Consider the following 19,397-nt stretch of genomic DNA (forward strand, 5'->3'; position numbering starts at 1 on the left):
CGGCCCGAGTCATGCTCCGGCCGCTGATCCCTCCTCGTCCAGCAGCTCCTCCGTCGGGTCCTCTCCCGGTACGAAACCCGGCAGCCACTCCTCCAGTTCGTCGCGCAGCCGCACCGTCGCGCCCAGCTGGCACAGGACTCCGATGGTGCTCAAAGTCACACGGTGTATCAGGAGATACGACGGTGGCAGGTTGAGGAGCCTGCCCAACTGGTGCGCGGGGGAACGGGGGTCGGCGATGCGGGCGGCCTGACTGCGCATCCAGCCGCGGGTGAACGTGAACTCGTCGACCTGGGCCGGTTCGATGATCGGCAGGAGATAGTCCAGGACCGCGTCGGGTTCGAGCTCTATGGACTCCTTGACGAAGCCCTCCTCACGCAGCAGTTCGTAGACCGCTTCGGCCTCGCCCTCGAGAGTCATCCGGAGGGAGTAACCGATCGTCGAGGGCAGACCGCCGGGAAGACGGTCGACCGTGCCGAAGTCTAGGACGCCCAGCCGCCAGCCGCTCTTCTCGTCCGGCAGGAGACGGAAGTTGCCCGGGTGCGGATCGGCGTGCAGCAGTCCGGTGCGGGCGGGACCCGAGAAGAGGAACCGGGCCAGCAGCTGGCCCGCACGGTCCCGCTGCTCCTGGGTGCCCTCGGCGATCACCTCCGACAGCGGTATTCCGTCGATCCACTCGGTCACCAGGACCTGGTCGCACTGGTGGACCACCGCCGGGACGAGCACGTCCGGATCGCCCGCGAACTCCGTGGCATGCGTCTCCTGGGCCTCTGCCTCCAGCGCGTAGTCGAGCTCCTCGGACACCCGGTCGCGCAGCTCCGCGATGAGCGGCTTGATGTCCATGCCGGGGATCAGGGGACCCAGGAGCCTGGCGAATCGGCTGAGCTGGGTCAGATCGGACAGCAGGGCCTCGCCCGCCCCCGGGTACTGCACCTTGACGGCGACCTCGCGTCCGTCGTGCCACACCGCCCGGTGCACCTGGCCGATCGAGGCCGCCGCGGACGGCTTGTCCTCGAACTTCTGGAACAGCTCGGACCAGTCCTCGCCGAGGCGCTCCCGCAGAACGGAGTGCACCGTGCGCGTCGGCATCGGCGGCGCCGCCTCCTGGAGCTTCGTCAGCGCCGCGCGATAGGGTCCCGCGACCTCCTCGGGCAGTGCCGACTCGAAGACGGACAGGGCTTGCCCGAACTTCATGGCACCCCCCTTCAGCTCGCCGAGGACCTTGAAGAGCTGCTCCGCCGTGCGCTGCTGCAGCTCGCGGCCGACGATCTCCGCGGACTTCCCGCCGATCCTCTTGCCCAGCCCCCAGGTCGCACGCCCGGCGAAGCCGAGCGGTAGTGCGGCGAGTTTGGCAGTTCGGGTGACTGCCTTCCGGGGAAGATCAGACATGCGCCCTCCAAGTCCCAGACAGCCGTGCCGCGTGCGGCTGTTGCCCCGCCATTGTCTCGTGCGGCTGCCCGTCCTCGGCGGCGCGCTCCCCCTTCTTACTTTTCTCCGCCGCGCCGCACGGGCATGCGGGATGCGACCACACCGGCTTCGCATGCCAGTCGAAGCCCGGCACGGAGGACTCCCAGCGTGCCCCGGCGCTGGAGGGAAGCAGTCCGTCGAGGAAGGCGAGGGCGTGTCCCGCTGCGAGTCCGGCGACCCCGGTCGCCAGCGCGAGGTCGCATGCCGGGACCTGGTGCGAGGCGCCGGAGCGCCACTGGGCGATCAGGCGTGGCCAGGTCGGGTCCCGGTCGATGCGCTGCTGGTCCAGGCAGCCCGCGCAGCCGGTGTCGCCGGGCAGCACCAAGGGGCCGACGACACCCGTTCCCTCCACGACCCCCGCGTAGAGATGGGGTGTGCCGGAGGTGATCAGGGGCTCGGCGACGGCGGGATCGGGGGCGTGCACCGCCAGGCCGTCCCGGGGCGCGAGGATCACCAGGGAGAGACCGAGCTCCTCGCCGTCGGCAGCGGGCCGTGGTGGCCGATCCGGTGCCGCTCGGCGCACCGCGCGCCGGGCGGCTTCCTCCCGGCGCTCGCCGATGGACGCCGAGGGCAGTCCGCCCGGTGCCACGTCCCAGGGTTCGACGCTGCCGATGTCGCGCACCTCGACCTGGCCGACGCCGGCGCCGGCCAGGAGGGAGGCCAGGACGACTCCCACCCGGCCGGCGCCCCTCACCTGCACCCGCAGGGAGCGGCGGGCGGCCAGATGCTTCAGGGCGTCGCCCGGCGCGCGGGCGACGAGGGACAGGGACGCGAGGTCGGGGCGGAGCCGGTCCAGGACCGCCTTCTTCTCGCGCAGGGCGTCCGCGGCCCGGCCGCCGCCCGTCGCGTCGTCCAGCAGACCCGAGCGGGCCAGCCGCTCCACCAGCGCGTCGACATGACCGTCGGGCAGGCCCATCGCGCGACCCAGGTCGCGAAGGAGCGGCAGCCCGCGTGTTCCGTTGAGCAGGTCGAGAAAGCTGCCTGTCGCCGTGTCCACCGGGCCCAGCACCATCGCGTGGGCGGGTGCCATCCCGAACTGCACGGTGTTGAGATCCCGCCAGCCGCGCCGCAGCGCGGGCTTCACCATCGGATGCATGACCGACCCCCGAACCCGTAGAGCATCCCCGTGTGTCGGCGGGGTCCGTCCCGGGCCCGCCGATCGAATGCCAGCATGCCCCGCCCGGCCGAACCGTGCCGAAAGTTGTCCACAGGCGGTGGTGTTCGTCGTATAAATCAAGCGCACGGGGTGCGGATCGGCATCGAACCGTCCGGGGGGCGGGACTTCCCCCATGTGCAGCGGGTAACGTCGGGGCGTGCCCGCCGACCCACTGCACCGCGCCGGAAAGCCACAGCGCAGCACGACGAGTCCGCCACCAAGCGGCTCGGGGGCGAGCGCGATCGAGGTTCGCAGGAGCGCGCGCCGGCGCAGAACGGTCTCCGCGTACCGCGAGGGCGATCGCACCGTCGTGCTCATCCCCGCCCGTATGTCCGAGGCGGAGGAGCAGCGCTGGGTCACCGTCATGCTCGACAAGCTGGCCGCCCAGGAGAGCAAACGGGTGCTCGGCGACGCCGAGCTGACCGAGCGCGCCGCGCGGCTGTCGGAGCAGTACTTCGACGGCCGGGCCCGCCCCGCCTCGGTCCGCTGGGTCACCAATCAGAACACGCGCTGGGGGTCCTGCACCCCGGCCGAGGGCAGTATCCGTCTTTCGCATCGCCTGCAGGGCATGCCCGAGTATGTCGTCGACTACGTCCTCGTCCACGAACTCGCCCACCTTCTGGTGCCCGGTCACGGCCCCCGCTTCTGGCGGCTGCTGGAGGCGTATCCGCGTACGGAGCGTGCCCGCGGCTATCTCGAAGGGGTGGTCGCGGCCGAACGGCTGCCGCATCTGCCCGTGGCGAGCGACGAGTAGCGGGCGCGGGCGGCGGCGGACCGTTCCAGCCCGGGGGTGATTGTGTACCGGGTCTGTACCGGCGGCGTTCACTCCCAGAGTTTCCCGTTAGCCTGACGCGACGCAATCGCACTCGGGATGGGGGACGGTCGTTACGCATGGCCAGGGAATTCCAACGCGGCCACAAGGCCAGGATCAGTGACCTCACCGCGGGCACGGATCTGTACGTAGGTGTGCAGATCACCGGTCCCGGACTGACCTTCGACATCAGCTGCTTCGGTCTGGACGCCGACGAAAGGCTTTCGGACGACCGGTACTTCGTCTTCTTCAACCAGCCGAAGACCCCCGAAGAATCCATCCAGCTCCTCGGCGCCCAGTCGGGTGACACGGAGTCCTTCCGCGTCACGCTCGACCGGATCCCGGCGCAGATCCAGAAGCTGTCGTTCACGGCGACGATCGACGGCGCCGGACAGATGTCGCAGATCGCCCCCGGATACCTCCGTGTTGTCGCGGGCGGCGAGGAGGTGGCCCGGTACTCGTTCAGTGGCGCGGAGTTCTCCACCGAGCGTGCCGTGATGCTGGGCGACTTCTACCTGAAGGACGTCTGGCGGTTCGCCGCCGTGGGGCAGGGCTTCGACGGCGGCCTCGACGCGCTGCTCAAGAACTTCGGTGGTGAGGTCGCCGACGAGCAGCCCGCCGCGCAGGAACCGCAGGCCACTGCCGCGCCGTCCTTCGCTCCGCCTGCCCAGGCCACCGCACCCCCCGCGTTCGGCGCCCCGGCTCCGGCGCCCGCCGCTCAGGGGTTCACGCCGACGCCCGCCGCGCCTTCGGTGCACGCCGCGCCGACCATCATCGCCCCGCTGCACACTCCGCCGGGTGGCACCGTGCCGCCGCCGGGCCCCGCTCCGTACATCCAGCCGCCCGGTCCGCCCGGTCCGCCGCCGGGCTACGGACAGCAGCCTCCCGGTCAGACGGCTCCCATGCCGCCCGGTTACGGCCAGCAGGCGCCGCCCGCACCCCCCGGCTACGGGCAGCAGGCCCCGACGGCGCCTCCGGGCTACGGCCAGCAGCCGCCGTACGGCCAGGTTCCGGGCCAGGCGCCGGGTCAGCCCGGCGCGCCGTCCCCGTACGGCGTTCCCCAGGGCGCCCCGCAGGGCGGTGCCGGTGTGGCCGCCGCGCTGGGGGCCTACAAGGAGACGCCCACCGGTCAGCGGTGGACCCAGCAGAACAAGAAGCTCATCCGCGTCGACCTCGGTATCGGCGGCCAGCCCGTGCTGGCCCGCCAGGGCAGCATGGTGCTCTACCAGGGCAAGGTCGACTTCAGCTACAAGGGCGCCGGCTTCGCCGGGCGGATCGTGGGCAACGCGACCGGCCAGGAGATGCAGCTCATGCGCTGTACCGGCCAGGGGCAGGTCTTCCTCGCCGAGAACGCCACCCACGTGCATCCCATCGAACTCCAGGGCGACGCGATCTGTGTCTCCGCGGAGAGCGTGCTCGCCTTCGACGAGTCCCTCCAGTACGAGGTCCGGCGTATCGAGGGGCACGGCATCCCCGGAGGGGCGCTGTTCACCATGCAGTTCCAGGGGACCGGAACGATCGTCGTGAAGACGCACGGCGCTCCCGTGGTGCTGCCCGTGACGCCGACGACCTTCGCCGACTGCAACGCCGTCGTCGCCTGGTCCGCGGCCTCCCAGGTGATCGTCTCCAGCCAGGTGCGGATGCGCCGCAACGCCTACCCCGGCGACACCGGGGAGAGCGTGAACCTCCAGTTCCGCGGCGCGCCCGGCAATTTCATCGTCGTCCAGCCGTACGAGGTCTGAGGGAGCCCGTCATGAACCAGCCACTCGCGGGCTTCGCCCCGGCACCTGTCACCGCCCGCATGGAGAACCACGGCAACCACATGCTCAAGGTCGCCATGCAGACCGGAAACGACCTCTTCGCGCGCGTGGGCTCGATGGTCGCCTACGAAGGGTTCGTCCAGTACGAGCCCAACCCGCCCGCCGTACGCCAGATCGCGCGGGACTGGATGACCGGTGAGGGCGCGCCCCTCATGAAGTGCACCGGCGACGGCCTGCTCTACCTGGCCGACTACGGGGCGAACGTCGTCGTCATCAACCTCAACGGGGACGCGATCTCCGTCAACGCCACCAACCTGCTCGCCTTCGACGCCCACCTCCAGTGGGGCGTCGAGCGGGTGAAGGGGCTCGCCAAGTTCGCCGGACAGGGCCTGTGGAACACCAAGATCTCCGGCCAGGGCTGGGTCGCACTGACCTCGCGCGGCAAGCCGATCGTGGTCGACTGCGGCGGCGGTGAGGACGAGACGTACGTCGACCCGGACGCGCTCGTCGCCTGGTCCCCGAACCTCAAGGTGAAGGGCAAGCGCAGCTTCAAGGCGCAGTCGCTGATCGGACGCGGCAGCGGCGAGGCGTACCAGATGGCGTTCTCCGGACAGGGCATCGTCGTCGTCCAGCCCAGCGAGGACAGCACCGACCGCCTCCGGATCCGGGGCTGAGGGGGAGCACCACATCATGCAGAGCCCGCTTTTCGGCTACAACGAGCAGCAGACCCAGGAGCGCTACAGCCTCCAGAACTCGCAGATGCTGCGAGTCGTCATGGAGGGGCACGACGACATCCTGGCGCGCAAGGGCACCATGGTCGCCTACCAGGGGCTCGTGGAGTTCGACGCCGAGTACCAGAACAACAGCCAGCACCGCGCACGCGCGTACACCGGTGAAGGCCTCGACCTCATGCGGTGCCACGGGCAGGGGACGGTCTATCTCGCCAATCTCGCCCAACACGTGCACGTGGTCGACGTGGAGCAGGACGGGCTGACCGTCGACAGCAGCTACGTCCTGGCGATGGATTCCTCGCTGCACCACGAGGTCATCGCCGTGGACAGCCAGTACGGCATCTCCGGCTCCGGCAAGTACCAGCTCAACATCACCGGCCGTGGCAAGGTCGCCCTGATGACCTCGGGCATGCCGCTGATGATGCACGTCACGCCGGACAAGTACGTCAACTGTGACGCCGACGCGATCGTCGCCTGGTCCACCGGCCTGCGTGTCCAGATGCAGGCCCAGACGCACTCCTCCGGGGTGTGGCGGCGGCGGGGCAACACCGGTGAGGGCTGGGAGCTCAGCTTCCTGGGCCAGGGCTTCGCGCTCGTCCAGCCCAGTGAGCTGCTGCCGCCGCAGAACGCGGCGATCGGCCAGGGGCTGCGCGCCCAGTACGGCATGGGGCAGCAGGGGGCTCGGGCGCAGAACCAGGGCAACGCCTGGAGCTGACCGGCCGATGGTCGCTCGATCGGCCGTACCCAAGGTCGGCTGATCGACCGGCGGTCAGTCGACCAGGCGACGGTCCGGGAAACGAACGTAAGGGGCGACCGCCGCGGCGGTCGCCCCTTACACGTGCCTCAGGCCGCGAGCCGTGCGCGGGTTGCTTCCAGGAGCCGTACGACCGAGGCGTCCGCCACGTCCGCGACCTCCTCGTAGGGGAACCAGCGCAGGTCCAGGGACTCGTCGCTGATCGCCGCCACGGCCTCGGCCGGGGCGAGCGCGGCGTACTGGACGTCCAGGTGCCAGTTGCACGGCGCCGGGATGGCGTGCCGGTCCAGGGTCACGGGGCCGCCCGGCAGCAGGACCAGACCCTCGATGCCCGACTCCTCGGTCGCCTCGCGCAGCGCGGCCGCCGCCAGCGTCGGATCGCCCGGTTCGCAGTGGCCGCCCATCTGCAGCCACATCTGCAGCTTCCGGTGCAGCGTCAGCAGGACGCGGCCGCCCACCGGGTCGATGACCAGGGCGCTGGCCGTGATGTGCCCCGCCGTGCAGGCCTTCCACATGCCGTCGGGATGCTCGGACAGATGGTCCAGATAGACCTGGCGCAGCTCTTCCTGGTCCTCGTACTGCTTCAGTACGAGGACGGCGTCGTCGTGAAGGGTCACTCGGTGTCGTCGCCCTTGTCGTCGTCCGCGGGAGCGTCGTCCTTCTTCAGGTTCGTCTTCTCAGCAGAGCCGCTCGCCGCCTCGCCGAGCATCTTGTCGAGCTCGGAGAAGTCCAGCTGCTCACGGTGCACGAAGCCGTCCGGGTCGTCGAGGTCGGACGCGGTCGGCAGCATGTCCGGGTGGGCCCACAGACCGTCGCGGCCGTCGACACCGCGCGCGTCGGTGAGCGAGGCCCACAGGCGCGAGGCGTCCCGCAGCCGGCGCGGGCGCAGCTCCAGACCGATCAGTGTGGCGAACGTCTGCTCGGCCGGACCGCCCGTGGCGCGACGGCGGCGAAGGGTCTCGCGCAGCGCGTCCGCGGAGGAAAGACGCGGCTTCGCGGCCGCGTGCACGACCGCGTCCACCCAGCCCTCCACGAGCGCGAGCGCCGTCTCCAGACGGGCCAGCGCGGCCTTCTGCTCCGGCGTGTCCTCCGGCTGGAACATGCCCTGCTGGAGGGCGTCCTGCAGCTGCTCGGGGTTCTGCGGGTCGAGCTGGCCGACCACGTCCTCCAGCTTGGCCGTGTCGACCTTGATCCCGCGCGCGTAGCCCTCGACCGCGCCGAACAGGTGCGAGCGCAGCCACGGCACGTGCGAGAAGAGACGCTGGTGGGCGGCCTCGCGCAGGGCGAGGTAGAGCCGCACCTCCTCCAGGGGGATGCCCAGGTCCTTGCCGAACGACGCGATGTTCAGCGGCAGCAGCGCGGCCTTGCCGGCCGGGCCGAGCGGCAGGCCGATGTCGGTGGAGCCGACGACCTCGCCCGCGAGCACGCCGACGGCCTGCCCGATCTGCGTACCGAACATGGCGCCGCCCATGGAGCGCATCATGCCGATGAGCGGGCCCGCCATGGCCTGCATCTCCTCCGGCAGGACATCGCCCATGGCCGCGCCGACGCGCTCGGCGACCGGGTCGACGAGCTCCTTCCACACCGGCAGGGTCGCCTCGACCCACTCCGCGCGGCTCCAGGCCACGGCGGAGGCGGCGCCGGACGGCAGGGACGTCGCGTCGTCCAGCCACAGGTCGGCCAGGCGTACGGCATCCTGCACCGCGGTGCGCTCGGCGGGACCGACGCTCGCGTCCTTGGTGCCGTCAGAAGTGCCCTGGGAGACCGTCTGGCGGGCGATCTGCTTGGCCATGTCCCAATTCACCGGACCGCCCTCGTACGAGAGCATCTGGCCCAGCTGCTGGAACGCGGCCCCCAGATCGTTGGGGTTCATGGAACCGAACATCGCTGCGAGCGGATTGTCGGCGCCGGGGCCGCCGGCTCCGGGCGGCCCGAAACCGAACGGTCCCTGTCCACCGCCGCTCTGCTGGTCCTTCTTCTTGCCCTCGTCGCCGTTCTCCGGCTCCTCCGGCGGAAGGCCGAATCCGAATGGGGTGTCACTCACGGGATTCCTCGGCTGGTAAGGCCGCCGGTTCGTTCCGACGGCGACTGCCCGACAACACCACCCAGCGTAGACACCCGAGCCCGATCGGGCCTCGGTGCTTCGCCGACTCTTGGCCTGCGGCAGGATGGATGCCACCTGGTACGGCCGCGTCACGCGCGTCCGTTACTGAAGACAACCGCTGGAGACGCCCGGTGAGTTCCCCAGATCCACAGGTTCGCGCAGCGCGAAACCACTCAACCAGCTCGCCCTTGCGCGGGCCCGTCGTCGCGGTCACCGGCGCCGCGTCCGGCGTGGGCGCGATGCTGACCGAGCGGCTCGCCGCCAGCGAGGAGATCAAGCAGGTCATCGCCATCGACGAGCGTCGCGGCGAGTGCGAGGGCGCCCAGTGGCAGATCCTCGACGTGCGGGACCCGGCGATCGCCGAGAAGCTGCGCGGCGCGGATGTCGTGGTGCATCTCGCGCTCGACCTCGACCTGGAGACGGACGCGGCGGCGCGCACGGCGTACAACGTCCGGGGGACGCAGACCGTGCTGACGGCTGCCGCCGCGGTCGGGGTGCACCGGGTCGTGCTGTGCACCTCCGCGATGGTCTACGGGGCGCTGCCCGACAACGAACTGCCCCTCTCCGAAGACGCCGAACTGCGGGCGACCGCCGAGGCCACGGGGGTCGGGGACCTGCTGGAGATCGAGCGGCTCGCCCGGCGGGCGCCGCGCGCGCATCCGGGGCTCAATGTCACCGTCGTACGGCCGGGGGTCCTGGTCGGTGGTGGCACCGACACCGCGCTGACCAGGTACTTCGAGTCTCCTCGACTCCTTGTGGTGGCGGGGTCACGGCCTGCCTGGCAGTTCTGCCACGTCGAGGATCTGTGCAGTGCTCTGGAGTACGCCGTCCTGGAGAAGGTGGAGGGGGAGCTGGCCGTCGGGTGCGACGGGTGGCTGGAGCAGGAGGAGGTCGAGGAGCTCAGCGGGATTCGGCGGATGGAGTTGCCGTCCGCCGTCGCGCTGGGGGCTGCCGCGCGACTTCACCGGATTGGGCTCACTCCTTCGCCCGCCGGGGATCTGGCGTACACGATGTATCCCTGGGTGGTGAGTGGGAGCCGGATGCATGACGCCGGGTGGCGGCCGCAGTGGACCAACGAGGAGGTTCTCGCGGAGCTGCTGGAGGAGGTTGCCGGGCGGCACACCGTGGCTGGGCGGCGGCTGGGGCGGAAAGATGCGACGGCGGCGGGGGCTGCGGGGGCGACGGTTGCTCTTCTGGGTACGGCCGCGTTGGTTCGGCGGGCTCGGAAGGCTCGGCGGCGGATCTGAGTCTTGGGGGGGGGTGGGTGCGGGTGCGGGTGCGTCGTGGCTGGGGCCCGGTGTTCCGCCCCCGCCGCCCCTACCCTCCCCCAAGCTCTCGGCTTCGCTCGAGCAGGGGGGACCCCCATCATCCCCGGAGGCTCCGCCCCCGGACCCCTGGCGGGGCTCCGCCCCTGCACCCCGGTGAACCCCTGGTGGGGCTTTGCCCCGACCCCGGTGGCGGACTGAACGGGCTCGTTGTCGAATGGTGGCCGGGGTGGGGTGCGGGCTTGTTGCCCCTGTAGGAGGCTCCAAAGGGTCACGCGTGTGTGCGGGGTGAACGGCGTATTTCGTGGGTGCCGTGGGGTGCGGCACGATGGGGACATGGCACCTACCTTTGAGCATCCGGGTGAGTTGGGCGCGCAGGATCCGATTCGGCTGTTGGCGATCCGGGACGAGCCGCTCTCCTTGGACGAGGTCTTCCGGGCCGTCGGGGACGACGCCGCCGGGGGGACCGCGCTCTTCGTGGGGACCGTGCGCAATCACGACGGGGGTGCCGACGTCGACGGGCTGGGGTATTCGTGTCATCCCAGCGCGGAGGCCGAGATGCGGCGGATCGCCGAGAAGGTGGTCGCCGAGTATCCGGTGCGGGCGCTGGCCGCCGTGCACCGGGTCGGTGACCTGGCCGTCGGTGATCTCGCGGTGATCGTCGCCGTGTCGTGCCCGCACCGCGGTGAGGCCTTCGAAGCGTGTCGCAAGCTGATCGACGACCTCAAGCACGAGGTGCCCATCTGGAAGCACCAGAAGTTCTCCGACGGCACGGAGGAGTGGGTCGGAGCCTGTTGAGGGAGTCGGCCGGACGTGTGAGTCCGGCCTCACCGAGCTCTCACCTTTGCTCCGGTTGCGTAACCGACCCCCTGGTATGAGCGTTAACAAGGCGGATGGTTAATCTGCTGATCAGTCAGTTGCGGTCGCTCGTGGGGTTGGGAGGTCGGCATGGCGTCGCTCGCCTGGTTGTTGATTCCGCTTTTGGCTGCGATCGGTGCCGGACTGTGGGGCAGTTGGGCCGGCCGGAACCGCAAGACGGCGGGGGACGGCATCGAGCTCGAGGGGTACGCGCGCTTCCGCGCGGCCATGGAGCGCTCCGAGGCCGTCATGGTGCGGCCCGGTGCCGGGGAGAAGCCGCACTCCGACGTGGTCTGAGGCCGGGGCCCCGCAGGGGCCGCCCGGGCCCCGTACGGACGGCCCCGACAGTGCGCTGACAGCACCGTCCCGTACTGTCGTGGCATGCCACGCCGCACCGCGACGATGCTCGCCTCCACCCTGATCCTGATCGCGCTCCTGTGCGCGGGAGTGTTCATCAAAGTGCCGTACTCGGAGATGTCACCGGGACCGACGGTGAACACACTGGGCGAGCACGACGGCGAGCCGGTGCTGCAGATCTCCGGGCGCAAGACGTACCCGGCCACCGGGCACCTGAACATGACCACTGTCCGGGTCACCAGTGCCGACTACAACATGAACCTCCCAGAGGCCGTTTACGGGTGGCTCGCGCATGACAACAAGGTCGTGCCGCACGACACGCTCTACCCGGACGGCAAGACCGAGCAGCAGTCGACGCAGGAGAACGCCGAGGAGTTCAGCCAGTCCCAGGAGAGCGCCAAGGTGGCCGCTCTGAAGGAGCTGGGCATCCCGGTGAAGTCCTGGGTGATCGTGTCGACCGTCGTCAAGGGCTCCCCGGCCGAGGGTCGGCTGCACGCCGGTGACGTGATCAAGAGCGTCGACGGTACGGCCGTCAAGGCACCCGAGGACGTCGCCAAGCTGGTCACCAAGCACAAGCCCGGCGAGAAGGTCGTCTTCACGGTGGTGCCCGCCAAGGAGCAGGCCGCCGCCGAGAAGGCGGGCAAGACGGCCACCGCGACCACGGATGTGCCCATCACCACGGCTAAGTCCAGCGACAGCGGCGCGTCCCGCGCCATCGTCGGCATCTCGGCCGGGACCGATCACACGTTCCCGTTCAGCATCGACATCAAGCTCGCCGACGTCGGCGGTCCGAGCGCCGGGCTGATGTTCGCGCTGGGCATCGTGGACAAGCTGACCCCGGGCGACCTCACCGGCGGCAAGTTCGTGGCCGGCACCGGCACCATCGACGACAGCGGAACCGTCGGTCCGATCGGCGGCATCGAGCTGAAGACGATCGGAGCGCGCGAGAAGGGCGCCCAGTACTTCCTGACGCCCAAGGACAACTGCGCGGCCGCCGCCAAGGACACCCCCAAGGGGCTCACCCTCGTCAAGGTCAACACCATCGACGACGCGATGAACGCCCTGAAGGACATCAGCTCCGGCAAGACCGCCGACCTGCCGAAGTGCACGACCAAGAGCTGAGGGACCGACCGGCGGCGGTACGCATGGGCCGTACGGCGTGATGGGGGCGCCCCCGGAAGTCCGGGGGCGCCCCCATCCGCGTACACCAGGACGTCAGTCCGCGAACGTCGCCGACAGCGCCTCCGCCAGGCCCGGTACCAGGCCCGAGCCCGTGAGGACCTCGGTCGGCGCGTCCTTCTCGCGCAGACGCAGTGCCGAGTCGCGGGTGCCGTCGCGCAGGACGCCGACCGTCATACGGACCTCCTGGCGGTCCGGGTGCTCGGCGACCCACTTCGCGAGCTTCTTGTCGCTCAGGCCCTCCGGGACGGAGGCCTCCGCGGACGGCGGCAGCATCAGCCGCTCCACGGTGAGCGCGCAGCCGACCACGGCGTCGGGCCAGGCGATGGTGCCGAGGAACTCGTCCAGCGGCTTGTCGGCAGGGATCTCGTCCTGCTCGATGGGGGTGAGACCGGTGGTCTCGGGCTCGTCCTGCAGGCCGAGCTGGGCCGCGAGGCCGGGCTCCTGGGCCCGCAGTCGCGCGGTGTCTACGAGGGCGAAAAGGCGAGCGGGCTGGTCCCAGCCGAGGCCGGAGGCGTACTCGTCGATCTCGAGTACGGCCCGGGTGAGCGGGCTCGCTGCCATGGGAGTGTTGGACATGGTCACAATCCTGCCTCGTTCGTACCCGGATCCGGGAACCGAGTAAAGCGTGAGTAAGTTGCATAGATGAGGCTCCACGATCACGGAGCCTGACGGATGGTCCGCTTCACGGGGACCTGACGGATCAACAGCGAACTTCGAGGTGCGCACCTTGGCTTTCCAGATGCCGGACCGCGGCGGAGGCCCGACGGGGCCACGGATCAGAGTGGGCCGACCGTCCCGGCGGGTCCGGACCCTGCTCATGACACTGGGCGTGCTGGCCGTGCTGGCCATGGCGTTCGTCATGTTCGCGGGGTTCTGGACGGACTGGCTCTGGTACCGGTCGGTTCACTACTCGTCCGTCTTCACGACCACCCTGTGGACCAAGATCGGGCTCTTCTTCGTCTTCGGCCTGATCATGGCGGCCTCGGTCGGCGTGAACATCTGGCTGGCACACCGACTGCGACCGCCGCTGAGCGCGATGTCGATGGAGCAGCAGAGCCTCGACCGGTACCGGATGGGGATCGCGCCCTACAAGAGGTGGCTGCTGCTCGGCATCACCTCCCTGGTGGGGCTGATCGCCGGCGCGTCGGCGTCGGGCCAGTGGCGCACGTGGCTGATGTGGGTGAACGGGGTCCCCTTCCACGAGAAGGACCCCCAGTTCCACCTCGACGTCTCCTTCTATGCCTTCGACCTGCCCTGGTACCGGTTCCTGCTCGGCTTCGGCTTCGCCGCCGCCGTGCTCTCGCTGATCGCCGCCGCGCTCACGCACTACCTCTACGGAGGGCTCCGGATCACCTCCCCGGGCGCGCGCGCCACGGCCGCGGCGACCGGGCACCTGTCGGTGCTGCTGGGCATCTTCGTCGCCCTGAAGGCGGTCGCCTACTGGCTCGACCGCTACGGACTCGCCGTGAAGTCCAGCGACTTCAAGGCGACCGGCAACTGGACGGGTCTCAGGTACGTCGACGCCAACGCGTATCTGCCCGCCAAGACGATCCTGTTCTGCATCGCCGTCATCTGCGCGCTGCTGTTCTTCGCCACCCTGTGGCGGCGCACCTGGCAGCTGCCCGTCATCGGCTTCGGCCTGATGGTCCTCTCGGCGATCCTCATCGGCGGTCTCTACCCGGCCATCGTGCAGAAGTTCCAGGTCCAGCCGAACGAGCAGGCCAAGGAAGCGCCGTACGTCGAGAAGAACCTGAAGGCGACCCGCGAGGCCTACGGCATCGACGGCACCCAGGTCTCGGAGTACGCGGGCAAGAGCGACACCAAGGACAAGACCAAGCAGCGCGCCGACGCCGACACCACGGCGAGCATCCGTCTGCTGGACCCGAACATCGTCTCGCCAACGTTCCAGCAGTTGCAGCAGATGAAGAACTACTACGCGTTCCCGACCAACCTGGACGTCGACCGGTACAGCAAGGACGGCACGAACGTCGGGGATCAAGACACGGTCATCGGACTGCGCGAGCTGAACCTGAACGGCATTCCGAAGAACAACTGGATCAACGACCACTTCCGCTACACGCACGGATACGGCGTGGTGGCCGCCAAGGGCACCACGGCGACCTCCGGTGGCCGGCCCGTCTTCACCGAGTCCGACCTGCCGTCCAAGGGCAACCTGGGGACGTACGAGCAGCGGGTCTACTACGGCGAGAAGACCACGCAGTACTCGATCGTCGGCGGTCCCCAGAAGGAAATCGACTACTCCGACGACAGCGGTGAGAAGACCACCAGCTACCAGGGCAAGAGCGGGGTCAGCCTCTCCAGCCCGATCAACCGTGCCGCGTACGCCGTGGCGTTCGGCGAGCCGCAGATCCTCTACTCGGGCGCGATCGGCGAGGGTTCCCGGATCCTCTACAACCGCACCCCCAAGAACCGCGTCGAGGCGGTGGCCCCCTGGCTGACCATTGACGGCGACGCCTACCCGGCCGTGGTCGACGGCAAGATCCAGTGGATCGTCGACGCCTACACCACGACCAACGGCTACCCGTACGCCTCCCGCACCACCCTCGGTGACACGACGGCGGACTCACTCACCGCGACCAACAACCAGCGCGCGGTGGTGGCCCAGCAGAACCAGGTCAACTACATCCGCAACTCGGTGAAGGCGACCGTCGACGCGTACACCGGCGAGGTCAAGCTCTACCAGTGGGACACCAAGGACCCGGTCCTCAAGACCTGGATGAAGGCGTTCCCGAACACGGTGGAGCCGAAGACGGCCATCTCGCAGTCGCTCATGGACCATCTGCGGTACCCGCAGGACCTGTTCAAGGTCCAGCGCGAGCTGCTCACCCGCTACCACGTGAAGGACGCGCAGACGTTCCTCAGCGGCAGCGAGGTGTGGCAGGTCCCCGACGAGCCGACCAACAAGTCGGGCGACGCGGTGCCGCCGTACTACCTGAGCATGAAGATGCCCGACCAGCAGGCGCAGACGTTCTCGCTGACGACCACGTTCACTCCGAACGGCCGGGACAACCTGAGCGCCTTCATGTCGGTCGACTCCGAGGCGGGCACCAGTGACTACGGCAAGATCAGAATCCTGAAACTGCCGACCAGTGAACCCGTCGACGGGCCCAAACAGGTCCAGAGTCAGTTCAACTCCCAACAGGACATCGCCGAGTCGATCAGACTTCTGAAGGGCGGGGACTCGGAAGTCGAGTACGGCAATCTGCTGACGGTTCCGCTCGACGGAGGACTGCTCTACGTGGAGCCCGTCTACGTACGCGGTGGCGACCTCAAGTACCCGTTGTTGCGCAAGGTGTTGGTGACCTACGGAGGCAACACCGCCTTCGAGGACACGCTCGACCAGGCGCTCAACAAGATCTTCGGGACGGACAGTACGACCAGTCCACCGGCCGACACGGGGACCACCCCACCGCCGACATCGAGCAACCCGACGGTCCAACAGGCGCTCACCGACGCCCAGAAGGCCTTCGACCAGGGCCAGGACGCCCTCAAGAAGGGCGACTGGACGGCGTACGGGCAGGCGCAGAAGGATCTTCAGGACGCGCTGAAGCGGGCCGAGGACGCTCAGGCCAAGGCCGACAAGAGCGCCACTGGCGGCAGCGGCGGCAGCAAGAGCGACGACAAGGGCAGCAGCCCGAGCAGTAGTCCGAGCCCGAGTGGCAGCAGCAGTCCGAGCCCCAGCGGCAGCAGTAGTCCCAGCGGCGGTACGACCTAGGGCGGCCGTACGGGCCAGGGTGCCGGCCGGTCCGTCGGGCCGGTCGGCGGCTGGTCCGGTTCTTGGATCAGCCGCTGCTCAAAGGCCCCCTCCGCTGCTGGTCAGAGGCCCCCTCCGCGCCGTGGTACGGTTGCAACACAACGGCGCGGGGTGGAGCAGCTCGGTAGCTCGCTGGGCTCATAACCCAGAGGTCGCAGGTTCAAATCCTGTCCCCGCTACTGAAAAGCGAAGGCCCGGATCCTCACAGGATCCGGGCCTTCGCTGTGTGCGCACACGTGTACTGCACCCGTATGACGACCTGAGCAGGACGCGTGCGCGGGGTGCGTGCGGCGACCATGGGCGACGCGCCGAAGACTGCGCCATCCGTGGGGAGTTGGGAGAACTGTGTTTGACTTGTCTCTCTGTGGGCATGTCGACAAAACGCTGAAGTGACCTCACTGACTGCGGTATACCAGGTGTACCCAGGTTGCAGGTGGTGCGACGATGGACGTTATGGGGGACAAGGCAACTCTGTTGGATACAGGGCGTTTTGTGCAGCCTTCAGACCGGGACGAAACCGGCGAGGCTGCCGAGGAAGCACGTCAGCGGCTCGCCGCCGAGGCCGGCGACGTCGAGGCGATGAGTGTCCTCGGAGCGATGCTGCTGCGCCGTGGCGATCTCGACGGAGCCGAGCCTCAGTTGCGCGCGGCCACCGCCGCCGGTGACCGCGCCGCCGCCAACAACCTTGGTGTTCTCCTGCACCAGCGTGGGTACGCCGACGAGGCCGCCGGGTGGTGGCGGATCGCCGCCGTCGCCGGGTCCGCGGCCGCCGCGCACGCGCTCGGGCGCTATCACCGGGAGCGGGGAGACGAGCCTGCCGCCGAGTACTGGCTGCGCCAGTCCGCCGAGCAGGGGCATGCCCTCGGGGCGTACGCGCTCGCCGATCTGCTGGAGCACCGCAGTGACGTCGGCGCGGAGCAGTGGATGCGGGCGGCCGCCGAGCGGGGCCACCGTGAGGCGGCGTACCGGCTCGCTCGCACGCTCGACCGCAAGGCCGCGGACGCGGGCGAGGGCAGGGGCGACAACGGTGTCATCGGGGTCATAGGAGCCGCCGGTGAAGATGCCGAGCAGTGGTACCGGCAGGCCGCCGCGCGGGGGCACCGGCGGGCCGCGCTGCACCTCGGGGCGATCCTGGAGAAGCGGGGGCACCTCAAGGAGGCGGGGCGCTGGTATCTGACGTCGGCCAAGGACGGAGAGGCGCGGGCCGCCTGCGCGCTCGGGTTCCTGCTGCGGGACGCGGGGGACACGGAGAGCGCGGCCGTGTGGTGGCTGCGGGCCGCTCAGGACGGGGACGGGAACGCCGCGAACGCGCTGGGGGCGCTGCACGCCGAGCGCGGCGAGACGCAGACCGCGGAGCGGTGGTACCGGGCCGCCATGGACGCCGGTGATGTGAACGGCGCGTACAACCTCGGGCTGCTCTGCGCCGAGCAGGGGCGGACCGCGCAGGCCGAGCAGTGGTACCGGCGGGCCGCGTACGCGGGGCACCGTGAGGCCGCGAACGCGCTGGCGATCCTGTTGCTTCAGGTCGGGGACTCGGCCGGGGCCGAGCCGTGGTTCTCCAAGGCCGCGGAGGCCGGGAGTGTGGACGCCGCGTTCAATCTCGGGATCCTGCATGCCGGGCGGGGGAGCGAGGAGGACGAGGAGGCGGCGCTGCGGTGGTACGAGCGGGCGGCTTCCGCCGGGCACACCGAGGCGGCGCTGCAGGTCGGGATCGCGCGGCTGCGGGACGGGGACGAGCTGGAGGCGGAGCGGCATCTGAGGTGTGCGGCGGGGGGCGGTAGCGCGGAGGCCGCGTACCGGCTGGCCGCCGTGCTCGACGCTCGGCGGCCGCCGGCGCCCGCGCATGAGCTCGGGGAGCCGGCGCAGGAGAAGAGCGAGTGCGAGGAGTGGTACGAGCGCGCTGCCTCCCTCGGGCATCGGCGGGCGCAGGTGCGGGTCGGGATGCTCGCCGCGGCTCGGGGTGATGTGGTGGAGGCGGCTCGGTGGTACCGGTCGGCCGCGGAGGCCGGGTCTCGGAACGGGGCCTTCAATCTGGGGCTGCTGTTGGCTCGGGAGGGGAGCGAGCCGGAGGCCGCGTTGTGGTGGACCCGGGCGGCGGATGCGGGGCATGGGCGGGCGGCGCTTCGGCTTGCGCTCGTGTATGCGCGGCGGGGGGAGTTGGCGGAGGGGCAGCGGTGGGCTGATCGGGCGGTTGCGCTGGGGCCTGCGGAGGTGGCTGAGCGGGCGGCTCGGTTGCGGGATGCGTTGCGGCAGGAGTTGTCCGCGTGAGGTTGTGGCGGTGGGTGGGGGCTGGTCTCGGCTTGTTCTCGCCCCCGCCGCCCCTACCCGACCCATCCCCGGGGCTCCGCCCCGAACCCCACCAGGGGCTCCGCCCCTGCACCCCGCCGGGCCCTGCCCCCGGACCTTCGCGGGGCGCCCCGAACCCCATCAGGGGCTCCGGCGTCTATGGGATTTGCACTGGTCCACCTGGTTGACGTAATGTTCAGTTCATCGACGCGGGGTGGAGCAGCTCGGTAGCTCGCTGGGCTCATAACCCAGAGGTCGCAGGTTCAAATCCTGTCCCCGCTACTTGAAGGCGAAGGGCCCAGATCATTTTGATCTGGGTCCTTCGGCGTTTTCGGGGTGCGGGGGGCAAGGGGAAGCCCCGGCGTCCGTGGAGGCCGGGGCTTCGGGGAGTCAGGCTGAGGCGCAGTTGGGGCACAGGCCCCGGTATGTGACCTCTACGTCCGAGACGGTGAAGCCGAAGCGCTCCGAGTCGGGGAGGTCGGCGAGCGGGTTGCCGCTCGGGTGGACGTCGCGGATCGAGCCGCACTGGGCGCAGACCAGGTGGTGGTGCGGACGGTGCGCGTTCGGGTCATAGCGCTTGGCGCGCTTGTCCGTCGCGACTTCCAGCACCTCGCCTAGCGAGACCAGCTCACCCAACGTGTTGTAGACGGTCGCCCGGGAGATCTCGGGCAGCTTGGCGACGGCCCGGGCATGCACCTCGTCGGCCGTCAGATGGACGTGATCGCCGTCGAGGACCTCGGCCACGACACGCCGCTGCGCGGTCATTCGCCATCCGCGTCCGCGCAGTCGTTCCAAGAGGTCACTCATGCAGGCCAGCTTAACAGCAAGGTGACCAGATCCCGAATGGGTGTGACTTTGGATGAATGCTTGAATTAGATTGTGTCTAATGTAGGA

Annotated in this window: 16 protein-coding genes and 2 tRNA genes; 12 read left to right on the plus strand and 6 right to left on the minus strand. The window is 69.8% G+C overall.

Annotated elements, in window-relative coordinates:
* Nucleotides 1-9 precede the first annotated feature (9 nt).
* Both OG798_RS34410 and OG798_RS34415 read right to left on the minus strand, forming a co-directional pair.
* Nucleotides 10-1,386, minus strand: a complete 1,377-nt coding sequence (locus tag OG798_RS34410; protein WP_095852701.1) for an ABC1 kinase family protein — start codon at nucleotides 1,384-1,386, stop codon at nucleotides 10-12.
* Nucleotides 1,379-2,560, minus strand: a complete 1,182-nt coding sequence (locus tag OG798_RS34415; protein WP_267062775.1) for a TOMM precursor leader peptide-binding protein — start codon at nucleotides 2,558-2,560, stop codon at nucleotides 1,379-1,381. Before OG798_RS34415 ends, OG798_RS34410 begins: the two co-directional genes overlap by 8 nt.
* Nucleotides 2,561-2,777: 217 nt before the next feature.
* Between OG798_RS34415 and OG798_RS34420 the strand changes: the two genes are divergently transcribed.
* From OG798_RS34420 to OG798_RS34435, 4 genes are all read left to right on the plus strand, one after another.
* Nucleotides 2,778-3,374, plus strand: coding sequence for a M48 metallopeptidase family protein (locus OG798_RS34420; protein WP_075028823.1), 597 nt, complete (start codon nucleotides 2,778-2,780; stop codon nucleotides 3,372-3,374).
* Between the two features lie 137 nt (nucleotides 3,375-3,511).
* Nucleotides 3,512-5,173: a TerD family protein gene (locus tag OG798_RS34425; RefSeq protein WP_121415066.1), complete on the plus strand. Its 1,662-nt coding sequence runs from the start codon at nucleotides 3,512-3,514 to the stop codon at nucleotides 5,171-5,173.
* Between the two features lie 11 nt (nucleotides 5,174-5,184).
* Nucleotides 5,185-5,865, plus strand: coding sequence for an AIM24 family protein (locus OG798_RS34430; RefSeq protein ID WP_054228171.1), 681 nt, complete (start codon nucleotides 5,185-5,187; stop codon nucleotides 5,863-5,865).
* Nucleotides 5,866-5,881: 16 nt separating this feature from the next.
* Complete coding sequence (locus tag OG798_RS34435; RefSeq protein WP_095852698.1) at nucleotides 5,882-6,637, plus strand: AIM24 family protein; 756 nt, start codon at nucleotides 5,882-5,884, stop codon at nucleotides 6,635-6,637.
* 128 nt (nucleotides 6,638-6,765) lie between these two features.
* On the opposite strand, the gene OG798_RS34440 is transcribed toward OG798_RS34435, so the two are convergent.
* Both OG798_RS34440 and OG798_RS34445 read right to left on the minus strand, forming a co-directional pair.
* Complete coding sequence (locus OG798_RS34440) at nucleotides 6,766-7,293, minus strand: NUDIX hydrolase (protein WP_121415065.1); 528 nt, start codon at nucleotides 7,291-7,293, stop codon at nucleotides 6,766-6,768.
* The gene (locus OG798_RS34445) at nucleotides 7,290-8,720 is read right to left on the minus strand and encodes a zinc-dependent metalloprotease (RefSeq protein ID WP_328758209.1); all 1,431 of its coding nucleotides are present in this window, start codon (nucleotides 8,718-8,720) and stop codon (nucleotides 7,290-7,292) included. Before OG798_RS34445 ends, OG798_RS34440 begins: the two co-directional genes overlap by 4 nt.
* A gap of 191 nt (nucleotides 8,721-8,911) precedes the next feature.
* Here OG798_RS34445 and OG798_RS34450 point away from each other — a divergent pair, with 191 nt between their 5' ends.
* From OG798_RS34450 to OG798_RS34465, 4 genes are all read left to right on the plus strand, one after another.
* Nucleotides 8,912-10,027, plus strand: coding sequence for an SDR family oxidoreductase (locus OG798_RS34450; RefSeq protein WP_095852695.1), 1,116 nt, complete (start codon nucleotides 8,912-8,914; stop codon nucleotides 10,025-10,027).
* 354 nt (nucleotides 10,028-10,381) lie between these two features.
* Entirely contained in the window at nucleotides 10,382-10,843 is a 462-nt protein-coding gene (locus OG798_RS34455; protein ID WP_054228166.1) for a molybdenum cofactor biosynthesis protein MoaE, read from the plus strand.
* Between the two features lie 150 nt (nucleotides 10,844-10,993).
* A complete protein-coding gene (locus OG798_RS34460) occupies nucleotides 10,994-11,200 on the plus strand; it encodes a hypothetical protein (protein WP_121415063.1) in 207 nt (68 codons plus the stop codon).
* Nucleotides 11,201-11,284: 84 nt separating this feature from the next.
* Complete coding sequence (locus OG798_RS34465) at nucleotides 11,285-12,382, plus strand: YlbL family protein (protein ID WP_328758210.1); 1,098 nt, start codon at nucleotides 11,285-11,287, stop codon at nucleotides 12,380-12,382.
* A gap of 93 nt (nucleotides 12,383-12,475) precedes the next feature.
* On the opposite strand, the gene OG798_RS34470 is transcribed toward OG798_RS34465, so the two are convergent.
* On the minus strand, nucleotides 12,476-13,018 hold the full coding sequence (locus OG798_RS34470; protein ID WP_095852692.1) for a PPA1309 family protein: 543 nt from the start codon (nucleotides 13,016-13,018) through the stop codon (nucleotides 12,476-12,478).
* A 163-nt stretch (nucleotides 13,019-13,181) separates the two neighbouring features.
* Between OG798_RS34470 and OG798_RS34475 the strand changes: the two genes are divergently transcribed.
* The 4 genes from OG798_RS34475 (at nucleotide 13,182) to OG798_RS34490 (ending at nucleotide 18,785) form a co-directional block, all read left to right on the plus strand.
* On the plus strand, nucleotides 13,182-16,178 hold the full coding sequence (locus tag OG798_RS34475; RefSeq protein ID WP_328760114.1) for a UPF0182 family membrane protein: 2,997 nt from the start codon (nucleotides 13,182-13,184) through the stop codon (nucleotides 16,176-16,178).
* 144 nt (nucleotides 16,179-16,322) lie between these two features.
* A tRNA-Met gene (locus OG798_RS34480) sits at nucleotides 16,323-16,396 on the plus strand.
* A 265-nt stretch (nucleotides 16,397-16,661) separates the two neighbouring features.
* The gene (locus tag OG798_RS34485) at nucleotides 16,662-18,485 is read left to right on the plus strand and encodes a tetratricopeptide repeat protein (protein ID WP_095852691.1); all 1,824 of its coding nucleotides are present in this window, start codon (nucleotides 16,662-16,664) and stop codon (nucleotides 18,483-18,485) included.
* Between the two features lie 226 nt (nucleotides 18,486-18,711).
* Nucleotides 18,712-18,785, plus strand: a tRNA-Met gene (locus OG798_RS34490).
* Nucleotides 18,786-18,893: 108 nt separating this feature from the next.
* On the opposite strand, the gene OG798_RS34495 is transcribed toward OG798_RS34490, so the two are convergent.
* A complete protein-coding gene (locus OG798_RS34495; RefSeq protein ID WP_095852690.1) occupies nucleotides 18,894-19,310 on the minus strand; it encodes a Fur family transcriptional regulator in 417 nt (138 codons plus the stop codon).
* Nucleotides 19,311-19,397 lie beyond the last annotated feature (87 nt).

Origin of the sequence: Streptomyces sp. NBC_00271 (assembly GCF_036178845.1) — a bacterium.
Lineage (GTDB): Bacteria > Actinomycetota > Actinomycetes > Streptomycetales > Streptomycetaceae > Streptomyces.